We start from the raw sequence: 11,227 nt of genomic DNA, 5'->3' as shown, positions 1-11,227 counted from the left end.
GGCCTTTTACAGCGAGGAATATCCTCGATTTCTGAGCAAAAAGTGAACATAATGGGATGTATTAATAGAATATGCGTTTAATTACGTATAATGAACATTATGAAATACTTGTGATGAATATGCTGATTTTGTCATACTGTAATCTCTCAGGTAGTCACGCGGGAATCGACACCACATTTTCTCGGTGCTTGGATAGGATTCGTCCTACTGGCGGAGGAGATCAGTGAGAAGTGCTCCGAAAACAACCGAACTTGCCTGCTTGGAAAAGTACCAAAAAATCCGATCTGATAAAATGGCACAAGCGTTATAATGGAAGTAAGCAGATCAGGACTATTGTAGATATCCCGAAGCATGCTCTGGAACTAGCATGTTGCGCGCTTACCTCGTCCACACACAAGCCAGCCCATTCCCGCATCCGTCAGGGAACGTGGAGTTCCCCCTATATCTCCTGCACGAGGCCATGGGATTGTGATTTTTTTCTCAGAGGGATTCATTTGAGTGTGATTGTGTAAAAATGTAAGAATCTTTTCCATATTCTCCATTTGTTTCGGACGTAGAGGGTAATCCATATACACTGACATTACTTCCTTAATTCGATCCAGAAGCCACCTCAACCCTGGACGACTTATTTCATGCCATTTTTGAATATAAGTCCAAGGAGCAAACCACGGGATTCTCTTTAAGAACGATTCAGAATCAAATTTATTAAATACAATAAATTCCTTTATGGAATATTCCCATACAGGGGATATAGGTTTTCTTGGACTAAGACCTTTGATCATTTGCCTTATATCTTTTATCTCTTTATCAAGTGGCTCTTTGCAGTACTTTAACATTAGCCAGAAAAGAGTGTCAGACAAAATATCGGAAGCTATCTCGTGTTCATGTTGTAGTTTGATCGTCTGTTGATGTAGATTTTCAAGCTGCAACCAGTTATTAATAGCTAGATCAGCTTCATCTGGCTCATATCCTTCTTGATCATATAGTTGACGTCGATATACCGATTCTGGGCGCATACCGAACAATTCTGCATGGCTCCATACATATTCTAGAAAGGCATTGTTCCAACCATGACGAGGTGACCAAATACCCATTGAATATAAATTGTATGCTTCGCCATACCAAAAATAAATAGGATCTTGCTTGAAAACACTTGCATCTATAAATCGAACTTTAATATCGTATCTGCCATTATCGCTTTTATGGAAAATAAATTCAAGTGTTCCTGGAGGAGATTTTATTTCAGAAGGCAAACGGCTCGGTTTTTTGCTTCTTTGAATACGAGTATAATGACGGCAACAGATGTGTACAACAAGTTGATGTGATGAGATAGAAGGTATTGATACTTTGAGGATACGCTTTCCTTTTTGAGGAGACTGTCGAGTCGAAGAATCTTCGAACTTGGCTTGGATGTTAAGGTTATGATTATAAAGCAATTCAATCCTGCCGGAGCTTTGCCCCATTACCACATCACATTCTCTTAGTCTTAATCTCCCTCCGCCGTTCTGTTCTGGGCAAGGAAATAAGATCGATTCTAGTGATGGCCTTGTATCGTTGTCACTCATGAATAGCTTCTATTGTTGATTTTGGGGCCGAATAGCAAAATAGCCTTCTCCCTCCTTGTCTGTTCTCGCTTGGACATAGTGCTTAAGCAAAATCTCCACGCTGTTGCCCATGGCTTTGGCAACAACTGAAGTATTCGGTTCAATGGCACACATGTAGGTTCCGTAAGAATGCCGTAGCCCATCTTTTTTCCATTCAATGCCTGCTTCTTTTAACGCCATGATATCCCGGCCCTGATTCCATTCCCGTTGCTCTCTCGTATCCCCCGCCAGCAGGTAGCCCGATTGTTTGCCTTTTTTCTGAAGCCACCATGTCATCCAGGCACGGAATGCTTCATTAACGGGGATAAGCCGGTCTTGGCCAGTCTTTGATTTAACATGCTCTATTTTCAGGAAACCGTTTCCAAGGGCTTGCCCTATTTCTCTCCATGTCAAACGAGTCAATTCTCTAGGGCGAACTCCCATAAATGCTGCCGTTATCAACCAGGGAATGGCTTTGGGACATACACCGATGGCTGTGTGAAGCAGGGATGAGAGTTCTTGTGGAGCATAGGATTCCCGGGTAGGTTCTTCTGCCTGAATAGGGGGAAGCAGGACTATCGGGTTCCTCGCGATATAGGCCCGCTTTTCGCACCAATTCAGGAATGTATTCAGGGCTGTTCGGTAATGTTTGATGGTCGTTTGAGACGGAAGGCCTCCATCTCTGCCAACCACAGTATCACGCAGGAGAGATTCGACTTCTTCAAGAGCTTCTACGGAACCAAGTTCATCAATGTAAATAGCGTCAGACAAATCCAACGTCCTTTTCGTATCGGCCAGGTTGCGCCTGCATTGCTTGACGGCGGTATCGGCCTTTCTGGTTTCAGCTTCTTTTTCTTTATAAAGGCTATATTCGTGGAACAGGTCTTCAATCGTTCGCCGGGCTATATCCTGTTTATGTTCCGCATCCATAGCGTACCGAATAGCCTCCTCCAGCGTCTGTGATTTCTTACCTTCCTGCATGCGCTTCTCCCGGTGTCTGCGCCAAAGGCGAATTGCTTGTCTTTCTGTTGGAGTCAGCAAAAATTCTGCTTCTTGCCTGACGACGATATCTGCGAATCGATTGTATGCTTCAATGGCTTCATCCACAGTACGATAAAAATGATTCTTCTTCACCCCGGCAGGAAGATCCCGTTTGATCTGGATATACCATGGGCTCTTCCTTTTGGGTTGGTGGAGGATGTAGATGCCCGGAATCTGGATTTTTACTCGCTCATAGATATTCTGTGCAATGTCACCTGTTTTGTATGACGAGACCTTTCCCATGCTCATTACAGTACCCAAAACGGATCATAAAGGAATCTCTTTTTCTGACTTTTTTCTGACCATTGGCAATAAATTCTTACAGAATAAGCGATTCGGAATGACTGTTAATCACTAGGTCGTTGGTTCGAGCCCAACCGGGGGAGCCATTAATTTTCTAACCCTCACAAGTTCAACTGATTGTGAGGGTTGTTTTTTGCCCGGTTCAGGGTGAAAAAGGCGGAATTCATGCGAAATCGGCCGTGAATCATAGTGAAGCATGATTTTGATTCCGTCTTGGCATGAAATTGGCGTGCCGGAGGGCATCATGAAACGCTGAAGGCGAACTTGGCAACTTGCTCAAAGCGTGACTGGCAGAGCCGTATTCCGCCAGGCTTCCTGGCTTTTGAAAAAGAAAGGCCAGATATCTTTCCTTCAATAGGGAACAGCAGGCTGCCTCGCCAATCTGAAAAATGCGGACGCAGGATGGCGCTTGGGAAAAACGTTCGTGACGAGAGACCGGGCATAACGCCGTCATCGCAGAATTTGTCCATTCAACGTGACGCCCAAGGATGTAATTGCTCCTGCATCCCCAGGCTCAGGGCCGTGATTCCCATAGCGGAACATTGATGCTGAAAATGATGCGGACGCTCCGGAAAAGAGAAGGTGGCCATGCCGTCATGGGCGCGGAACGTCGGGAATGGCGTTACTCGCTAAAAAGCATAGGTATTTTGAGAAGAAGTCGAATGGAAATAAAATTACTGAAATAATTGCAGTAAAAGCATTGACCTGCTATAATAATTGAGTAGGTTGGCGTTGTTGCAGGAAAACAGCGAACAATCACCTACTGCGTATTTTAAAACATGGAAAAACATGATGTTATTTACTTATGCGGGCATAAAGGCGTTGCAGCCCTGTTTGGAAAAGCATGGGATATCCCTATCGACTGCAAGCCACTAAAAGAACTTCATAAAAAGTACATGTCCTCCGTCAATAGTATCCGTGCCGGCGTATTTCCGCCCGGCAGGGAATTGACGATGGGTGACGGAAGAAAGGCTCTGGAAGAATTGTGAAAACCTACCTGGACAAAAACGTCTATGAAGCGGCCCTGGAGCGCATAGCCTATTGCTTCCAGGAGTTTGATAATGTTCTGGTGGCCTTCTCGGGCGGCAAGGACAGCGGCGTCATGCTCAATCTGTGCTACGATTACGCCAACGAACATGGTCTGCTGGACAAGCTGACCATGTACCACCTTGATTATGAGGCCCAGTACCAGATGACGACCGAGTATGTGACCCGGACGTTCCTGGAACAGTTCCCAGGCATTCGTAAAATGTGGTACTGCGTGCCGATCAAGGCCCAGTCGGCATGCGCCCTGGGGGAACCTTACTGGACGCCGTGGGACGCCGCCAAAAAAAAACTGTGGGTGCGGGCCATGCCGGAAAATCCCTATGTGGTTCACGAAGGGAATCTGGACGTTCCGTTCCGGCACGGCATGGTGGACTACGAATTCCAGGACAAACTCTCGCGCCATTTTGCCAAAAAGCGCGGCACCACCGCCGTCATGGTGGGGCTGCGGGCGGATGAAAGCCTCAACAGGTACGCGGCCGTGGCACGCGGCAAAAAAAGGAGATCCTACGAGGGCAGGAAGTGGATTACGCAGACCAGTGCCGTGACGGCCAACGTTTACCCTCTTTACGACTGGCGCGTCAGCGATATTTGGACGGCCACCGCCCGCTTTGGTTTTGACTACAACCGTCTTTATGACCTCTTGTACCAGGCGGGCCTTACTGCCGGGCAGATGCGGGTGGCAAGCCCGTTCAACGACTGTGCCCAGGAAAGCCTGAAGCTCTACAAAGTGATCGATCCCTCCAACTGGGCGCGCATGATCGGCCGGGTCAACGGCGTCAATTTTACGGGCCTGTACGGAGGCACGACGGCCATGGGCTGGAAAACCATCAAGCTGCCGCCCGGCCATACCTGGAAATCGTATTATGAATTCCTGCTTTCCACGATGGATGCGAGGACGGCGGCCCACTACAACAACATCCTGGAAAAATCCAAAAGGTACTGGATGCAGGGGGGAACCGTCGATCCCGGAACCGCCGATGAAGTGCTGGCGGCCTACCCGCTGGCTGCCGTGACGGGAAAATCGGGCCGCTACGATGGACGCGATATCGTTCAATTCATGGGTTATCCCGACGACATGCCCGTCAGCAATTTCCGGCAGGTGCCCTCTTACAAGCGCATGTGCATCTGCATCATGAAAAATGACTATTTCTGCAGATATGCCGGATTCAGTCCAACCAAGGGAGCGATTGCCCGGCGCCGTGCCGCCGTCAACAAATACCGCAACATTTCATGAACCCCCCCCTATCAATCCCCCGTTTATCAAATCCGGCGCGTTCCGCTGGACCAAATCCGCTCCAATGCCTATAACCCGAACAGTGTGGCGCCGCCTGAAATGAAGCTCCTCTACCAGAGCATCAAGGAGGACGGCTACACGATGCCGATTGTCTGCTATCAACTGGAGGACGGCACCTATGAAATCGTTGACGGCTTCCACCGCTGCCAGATCATGAAAACTTACCGCGACATCTACGAACGGGAGGATGGCATGATGCCGGTGGCCGTTATCGACAAGCCTCTTGGAAACCGCATGGCCTCCACTATTAGGCACAACCGTGCCCGTGGGTCTCACAATATCGGACTGATGACCAGCATTATCCAGGAACTGACGGAAGCGGGCATGTCGGATGCGTGGATACTCAAAAACCTCGGCATGGACGCGGAGGAGTTGTTGCGCCTCAAGCAGCTCAGCGGCATTGCGGCCCTGTTCCGGGACGGCGAATTCAGCCGGGCGTGGGAATCGAAATAACGTCAACCCGGGAAACCATGAACAAATATGTCACTCAACTGCTGGAAGTCATCCAGAAGAAAACGGGCTGTGACACGAGCGGCGCCGTGCGCTGGCTGGCGGAACAGGCCGGAGTATCCGAAAGAACAGCCTGGAACTGGAAACAGCAGGAAAAGTTGAGGAAGGCAACGGAAAAGAACCTCGGCAGAATTGCCGAGGAATTGAAGAAGTGAACAGGGTTCCGTGTTTCATCCTGCTGAATGCCGCCGGGCATCCGGTTCCCTGCTGGACGCGCGGTTTTCTCAAGCGGTTTCATGGGTAACTGCATGAAACTTCCTGTTATCCTTAAGCCGGCAGCGGAATGCAGGCTTTTCCGCGCGGAGCAGTGATGCAGTCTGGCCTATCAATGCTCCGGCCAGGTTCGGAATAGGTTCAGGGGTTGCGGTGTGGTGTGCCGGGAAGCGCAATGAACGTTCTGGAACCTCATGTTCCAACGGTGCTGCCATGGATGTTTGTTTTCATTTGCGACCGGACGGACGGTGCGGGAAAGACTTTCTCCAAAGAATGATTGCTTGTTGCAATTTTTTGAATTATATCATTTTTTTATGAGATGGCTGCTGGTTTTCCTGATGAGCTCTTGCATGGCTTTTGGTGAAAGTATCAGGGGAGTTGTGATTAACGTGATTGACGGCGATACCATTACTCTCCTGGAAAAAACGCCCGAACAGAAGCGGACCTGCCGGATACGGCTTGAAGGAATTGATACGCCGGAAAGGGGGCAAAACGGGTATGAAGGAGCCAAGGAGTATCTGGAAAATCTGATTTGGGGAGAGACGGTTACAGTCAAGTACAGCCAGCATGACAGGTACGGCCGTATTTTGGGGGAAGTCTGGTATGGAAAGGTGTTCGTCAATGAGGAGTTGGTGAAGGATGGATGGGCGTGGATCTATAAAAAATTTTCCCCCAGCCGGAAACTCGCTTCCCTTGAAGCGGAGGCCAGGAAGTCCAAAAAAGGCCTTTGGGCGGAGCCGAATCCCATCCCGCCGTGGGAATGGAAAGCCGCGAAGAGAAGGGAAGATGCCGCCGGAAAGTTCCTTACTGAATAGGTTGCCCGGGAAAACGTCTCTTTCCGGGTGCCGTGATGATGCCGAACAAGGGGTTTTCCAATGAATCAAAGGCAATTTTAATAGCTGTCGTTGTTCAAGGGCGGTCCTGTTTTTCCTTATCCGGCCGGGACGGTTCAAAGATGGCGGGAAGCGGGGTTCCTGCCCTGGAGCCTTTCCAGGGCCACGCTTCCGGATGGGTACGGAACGGCAGGAGGTAGTCCGCAGCTTTCTGGATGGAAGCCCCGGCGGCCGTTTTCCGGTAACGGTAGTTATTATCTCCCATGCGTTCCGCAATTTGCACGAGGTAGCCCCAGGCCTGAAGGGTGTAAACACTGTATTGCCATGGTTCCGCCCGCTTGAGTTCTTCCGGCTGGGAACCGTCGGGGGCAATGTGGCGGTCCATGTTGGCGAAGGCTTCCGCCAGCCATTGGCGCGCTTCGTTGTCGCGGCCCAGAAAGTGAGCCAGATGGGCGCATTGCGCCACATAGAACAGGTAATGGTTGTTGCTGCGCGTATGCGCATGCCTGCCCTGCCTGCTGGTGGCCAGCCATGCGTAGTACTGGTTCAGCCACGCGTCCACCCGCTTCCATTCCTCTTTTGTCAAGGCCCCGGAGCGTTTCAACGCCGCCAGGGCATCCAGAAAATCAGGCATGCGGTAAAGGTCTATGATGCCGCCTCCGTCGCCTTCCGTCCGGTGTCCGGGGCGGATCTGGGCGTATTTCAGGTGGGGCTGCATGCGGGTTGCCGGAGCAATGAACCAGGCTCTCAGCCATTCCCCGGCACGGGAAGCGGCTCGCGGGTCCCTGTTGAGTTCGTACTGGCGTCCCAGGCTGCAAACCGTACCGATAAAAGCGGCCATCTTGCCGCTGTCGTCCATGCTGCGGAGCTGTTGGTTCTTTTTGCCGTCAATGGGCTTGTAGGGGCCTTCCGGATTGGCGGGGTCAGGCCAGTAGTAGAGGGCATAGCTGACGTATTCATTAGCCTGCGCCTTTTCTCCGAACAGGCTTTTTTTCTCTCCAAGGGTGATGACGGGAGCATCCAGCGGGCCGCCATGCGCCGTGGGAAGGAGCAGGGCCGTTAAAAGAAGAAAAGACAGAGTAGTGCCGCCGAAGGACATGCCTTATTCAAGCAGGAACTTTCTGCGGGGACAACCGGGAAATGAAGGAATGCGCCTAATTCCTTTTCAAAGCCGTTCCCTGCCGTTTGCGTGATGGAAAAAATGGCTCTGCTGACACGGGAGAGGCTTTTTTGTTTGAGCGAAATATCATTTTGTTAGGTATACCTTATAACGAAGGAGATCATCAGAGCCATGACCAGCAGCCGTGAAGATTATTTGAAAGCGATCGCCGAGCTCCAGCGGAGCAGGGAGAGGGTCGGCAACAGGCATATTGCTGATTATCTGGGCGTTTCTGCCGCTTCCGTCAGCGAGATTATCCGGAAGATGGAGAAGGAAGGCCTGGTGGAGAGCATGGAAAGACGCTCCATCCGCCTGACGCGGAAGGGAGAGGAAGCCGCCATGCAGCTGGTGCGCATTCACCGGCTGTGGGAGGTTTTCCTGGTGGAACATCTCGGGTATTCGTGGGGGGACGTTCATGAAGAGGCGGAGAAGCTGGAACATGCGGCTTCCCCCCGCTTGATGGAAAAACTGGACCGTTTTCTCGGTTATCCGGAAATGTGCCCCCACGGAAGGAGGATTCCGGGGAGGGAGGACGGGCCGCTGCCGGAAGGGCCGCTTTCCCGCCTGTCCGACATCCCGGCAGGGATTCCGGCCGTGATCAGGCGCGTTCCCGAATCGAAAGAGCTGCTGGAGCTTCTCACCTCCCTGGGCATCCATCTTCATGAAACGGTAGCCCTGATGGAGGCGGAAGCGCACAGCGGAGCGTTTCTGGTGAAGGCGGAAGAAGGACAGCGGCTGGAATTGCCTGCCGCCGCCGCTGACGCCATCCTCGTGGAAGTTTCTGCATGAACAATTAACGGAAAGGAGAAAATTAACAATGACATTGAACCAGTTGCCTGAAGGGGAGACCGCCAGGATTGAGTCTCTCGGGATGGAAGGCCGTTTGAGACGGCGGTTGATGGATATAGGCATGATTCCCGGCACCCGGGTGGAATGCCTGGAACGGGGGCCGTTCGGAGACCCCGTCGCTTTTCTTGTGCGCGGAACGGTCATGGCGTTCAGGTCTTCCGATCTGAAAATGATTACCGTTAAGTCCGCGTGAAATCAGCCATGGAAGGAGAACGGGTGAGGCTGGACAGCGGAACGGAGAAGGGCGGATCTTCCGGCGCGGCGGAAGAACGCATGCCCGCCGTGGCCCTGGCGGGCGCTCCCAACGTGGGAAAGAGCACGGTGTTCAATGCGCTGACGGGGCTGAGGCAGCATACCGGGAATTGGCCCGGCAAGACGGTCGTCCGCGCGGAAGGCATTGTGGGGCGTGGTCCCCGGGAGTACCTTTTGGTGGATACGCCGGGCACGTATTCCCTGCTGGCCTGTTCTTCGGATGAAGAGGCGGCACGGGATTTCATTTGTTTCGGTGACGCGGATGCCGTCATTGTCGTCTGTTCCGCCACCAATCTGGAACGGGATTTGAACCTGGCCCTCCAGGTGATGGAAACGACGGGAAATGTAGTGGTCTGCGTCAATTTAATGGATGAGGCCCGGCGGAAGGGCATCCGCATCGACTGCCCGCTTTTGGAAAAACGCCTGGGGGTTCCCGTGGTTCCGGCATCGGCGGCGAAAGGTGAAGGCCTGGACGTTCTGGCTGATACGGTGCAGCGGATGGCGTGGTCTGGAGAGAGGCGGCCCCCCCTCCGGCTGCCCTATGGGGAGCACGTGGAACCGTGGCTGGCGCGTTTGGAAATGTTGGCCGGGCGTCTTCCGTGGCGCGGTTTGTCGCCCCGCTGGGCAGCCGTCAAGCTGCTGGAAGGGGACGAGGGAACGTTGCGGCTTCTGGAGCAGTACGCGGGAACCGGTTTGAGAGAGGAGAAGGAGGTGCAGGAGATTCTCCGTGAGGCCGCCGCCGCGGAGGCCGGTTCTTCAGGCAGTTCTTTTGGCGACCGCGTGGCGGCGGTATTCGTGGAACAGGCGGAACGCCTGTGCAGGGGAGTGGTCGCTTTGCCGGACGGAGGGGGGCTGGGGCGCGACAGGCGCATCGACAAGGTGCTGATGGGGCGGTGGACGGCTTATCCCCTGATGTTCGCCCTGATGGTGCTGATTTTCTGGATCACCATCGTGGGGGCGAATTATCCTTCCCAATGGCTGGCCGACCTGCTTGGAAAAGGCCAGGAGGCGCTGACGGACCTGTTCCGCCTGGCGCATGCTCCGGAATGGCTGCACGGCGTGCTGGTGCTGGGCGTTTACCGCGTGGTGGCGTGGGTCGTGTCCGTCATGCTGCCGCCCATGGCCATCTTTTTCCCCCTCTTCACGCTGCTGGAGGATTCCGGTTATCTGCCCCGCGTGGCGTTCAACATGGACAAGGTGTTCCAGAAGTGCTGCGGCTGCGGCAAGCAGGCGCTGACCATGTGCATGGGGTTCGGCTGCAATGCCGCGGGCATCACCGGATGCCGGATTATCGATTCCCCCCGGGAGCGGCTCGTAGCCATTTTGACGAATAATTTCGTCCCCTGCAACGGCAGGTTCCCGACGCTGATTGCCCTCATGACCATGTTTTTTGCGGGGACGGTGGCGTCCGGGTTGCAGCCGCTGGCTTCCGTGGCGGGCCTGGTGCTGCTGATCGGGCTGGGCGTGGGAATGACGTTTGCGATAACGGCCCTCCTGTCCCATACGATTCTCAAGGGAACTCCGTCTTCCTTTACCCTGGAACTGCCCCCCTACCGCAAGCCCCAGATCGGCCGCGTGATCGTCCGCTCCTTTCTGGACAGAACCCTGGCGGTCCTGTGGCGCGCGGTAATGGTGGCGGCTCCGGCGGGAATCGTCATCTGGCTGATGGCGAATATCCGCGTTGGAGACTCCAGCCTGCTTGTCCACGGCACGCAGTGGCTGGACCCCGCCGGGCGGCTGATGGGTCTGGACGGCGTGATCCTGATGGCGTTCATCCTCGGCATTCCGGCCAATGAAATCGTTTTCCCCCTCATCATCATGGGTTACCTGGCTTCCGACAACATGATGGACATGGACGATATGAACGAGCTGAAGTCCCTCCTGACCAATAACGGTTGGACCTGGGTGACGGCGTTATGCACCATGCTGTTTTCCCTGATGCACTGGCCGTGTTCAACGGCTCTTCTCACCGTCCGCAAGGAGACGGGCAAATGGAAGTGGGCTGTTCTTGCCTTCGCCATTCCGACGGCCTGCGGCGTCGTGATGTGCCTTCTGGTGGCGGGAACGGCGCGCCTGCTGGGGTTTGCCTGACGGATGAATGGAGTTCATGCTTCCGCGGAGGGATGAAGGCGGCAAAAGTTTC

Annotated in this window: 11 protein-coding genes; 8 read left to right on the top strand and 3 right to left on the bottom strand. The window is 53.3% G+C overall.

Features of this window, described 5'->3' with window-relative positions:
• Window positions 1-362 precede the first annotated feature (362 nt).
• Together J5W70_RS04395 and J5W70_RS04390 are read right to left on the bottom strand one after the other, a co-directional pair.
• Complete coding sequence (locus J5W70_RS04395) at window positions 363-1,565, bottom strand: hypothetical protein (protein WP_022397192.1); 1,203 nt, start codon at window positions 1,563-1,565, stop codon at window positions 363-365.
• Between the two features lie 9 nt (window positions 1,566-1,574).
• A complete protein-coding gene (locus tag J5W70_RS04390; protein ID WP_022397191.1) occupies window positions 1,575-2,867 on the bottom strand; it encodes a tyrosine-type recombinase/integrase in 1,293 nt (430 codons plus the stop codon).
• A gap of 839 nt (window positions 2,868-3,706) precedes the next feature.
• On the opposite strand from J5W70_RS04390, the gene J5W70_RS04385 reads away from it, so the two are divergent.
• The 5 genes from J5W70_RS04385 to J5W70_RS04365 all read left to right on the top strand — a co-directional run bounded on the left by J5W70_RS04385 (window position 3,707) and on the right by J5W70_RS04365 (window position 6,806).
• Window positions 3,707-3,916: a hypothetical protein gene (locus J5W70_RS04385; RefSeq protein ID WP_022396440.1), complete on the top strand. Its 210-nt coding sequence runs from the start codon at window positions 3,707-3,709 to the stop codon at window positions 3,914-3,916.
• The gene (locus J5W70_RS04380; RefSeq protein WP_022396439.1) at window positions 3,913-5,208 is read left to right on the top strand and encodes a phosphoadenosine phosphosulfate reductase; all 1,296 of its coding nucleotides are present in this window, start codon (window positions 3,913-3,915) and stop codon (window positions 5,206-5,208) included. The genes J5W70_RS04385 and J5W70_RS04380 overlap by 4 nt, the downstream gene beginning before the upstream one ends.
• 30 nt (window positions 5,209-5,238) lie before the next feature.
• A complete protein-coding gene (locus J5W70_RS04375; RefSeq protein WP_215837124.1) occupies window positions 5,239-5,721 on the top strand; it encodes an IbrB-like domain-containing protein in 483 nt (160 codons plus the stop codon).
• Window positions 5,722-5,738: 17 nt separating this feature from the next.
• The gene (locus tag J5W70_RS04370; protein WP_022396437.1) at window positions 5,739-5,933 is read left to right on the top strand and encodes a hypothetical protein; all 195 of its coding nucleotides are present in this window, start codon (window positions 5,739-5,741) and stop codon (window positions 5,931-5,933) included.
• Between the two features lie 252 nt (window positions 5,934-6,185).
• Window positions 6,186-6,806 (top strand): thermonuclease family protein, encoded by a 621-nt coding sequence (locus J5W70_RS04365; RefSeq protein WP_215832947.1) that lies wholly within the window; start codon window positions 6,186-6,188, stop codon window positions 6,804-6,806.
• Between the two features lie 94 nt (window positions 6,807-6,900).
• On the opposite strand, the gene J5W70_RS04360 is transcribed toward J5W70_RS04365, so the two are convergent.
• A complete protein-coding gene (locus J5W70_RS04360) occupies window positions 6,901-7,923 on the bottom strand; it encodes an alginate lyase family protein (protein ID WP_022396435.1) in 1,023 nt (340 codons plus the stop codon).
• 192 nt (window positions 7,924-8,115) lie between these two features.
• On the opposite strand from J5W70_RS04360, the gene J5W70_RS04355 reads away from it, so the two are divergent.
• From J5W70_RS04355 to feoB, 3 genes are read left to right on the top strand one after another with little or no spacing between them, the layout of a single operon-like run.
• Complete coding sequence (locus tag J5W70_RS04355) at window positions 8,116-8,772, top strand: metal-dependent transcriptional regulator (protein ID WP_022396434.1); 657 nt, start codon at window positions 8,116-8,118, stop codon at window positions 8,770-8,772.
• Window positions 8,773-8,800: 28 nt separating this feature from the next.
• Window positions 8,801-9,025 (top strand): FeoA family protein, encoded by a 225-nt coding sequence (locus J5W70_RS04350; RefSeq protein ID WP_102736761.1) that lies wholly within the window; start codon window positions 8,801-8,803, stop codon window positions 9,023-9,025.
• A gap of 8 nt (window positions 9,026-9,033) precedes the next feature.
• Window positions 9,034-11,175 carry a ferrous iron transport protein B gene (gene feoB / locus J5W70_RS04345; protein WP_022396433.1) on the top strand — a complete coding sequence of 714 codons (2,142 nt, stop codon included), beginning with the start codon at window positions 9,034-9,036 and terminating at the stop codon, window positions 11,173-11,175.
• Window positions 11,176-11,227 lie beyond the last annotated feature (52 nt).

The sequence above is a fragment of the Akkermansia massiliensis genome (genome assembly GCF_018847375.1).
Classification (GTDB): Bacteria; Verrucomicrobiota; Verrucomicrobiia; order Verrucomicrobiales; family Akkermansiaceae; genus Akkermansia; species Akkermansia massiliensis.
The sequence above is the reverse complement of the archived record's forward strand: the minus strand, read 5'-3'. Positions and strand labels throughout refer to the sequence as shown.

Excerpts from the sequence above, each read along its gene's own strand:
- J5W70_RS04395 (WP_022397192.1), bottom strand. The coding sequence starts at position 1,565 with ATGAGTGACAACGATACAAGGCCATCACTAGAATCGATCTTATTTCCT.
- J5W70_RS04390 (WP_022397191.1), bottom strand. The coding sequence starts at position 2,867 with ATGGGAAAGGTCTCGTCATACAAAACAGGTGACATTGCACAGAATATC.
- J5W70_RS04385 (WP_022396440.1), top strand. The coding sequence starts at position 3,707 with ATGGAAAAACATGATGTTATTTACTTATGCGGGCATAAAGGCGTTGCA.
- J5W70_RS04370 (WP_022396437.1), top strand. The coding sequence starts at position 5,739 with ATGAACAAATATGTCACTCAACTGCTGGAAGTCATCCAGAAGAAAACG.
- J5W70_RS04365 (WP_215832947.1), top strand. The coding sequence starts at position 6,186 with ATGTTCCAACGGTGCTGCCATGGATGTTTGTTTTCATTTGCGACCGGA.
- J5W70_RS04360 (WP_022396435.1), bottom strand. The coding sequence starts at position 7,923 with ATGTCCTTCGGCGGCACTACTCTGTCTTTTCTTCTTTTAACGGCCCTG.
- J5W70_RS04355 (WP_022396434.1), top strand. The coding sequence starts at position 8,116 with ATGACCAGCAGCCGTGAAGATTATTTGAAAGCGATCGCCGAGCTCCAG.
- J5W70_RS04350 (WP_102736761.1), top strand. The coding sequence starts at position 8,801 with ATGACATTGAACCAGTTGCCTGAAGGGGAGACCGCCAGGATTGAGTCT.
- feoB (WP_022396433.1), top strand. The coding sequence starts at position 9,034 with ATGGAAGGAGAACGGGTGAGGCTGGACAGCGGAACGGAGAAGGGCGGA.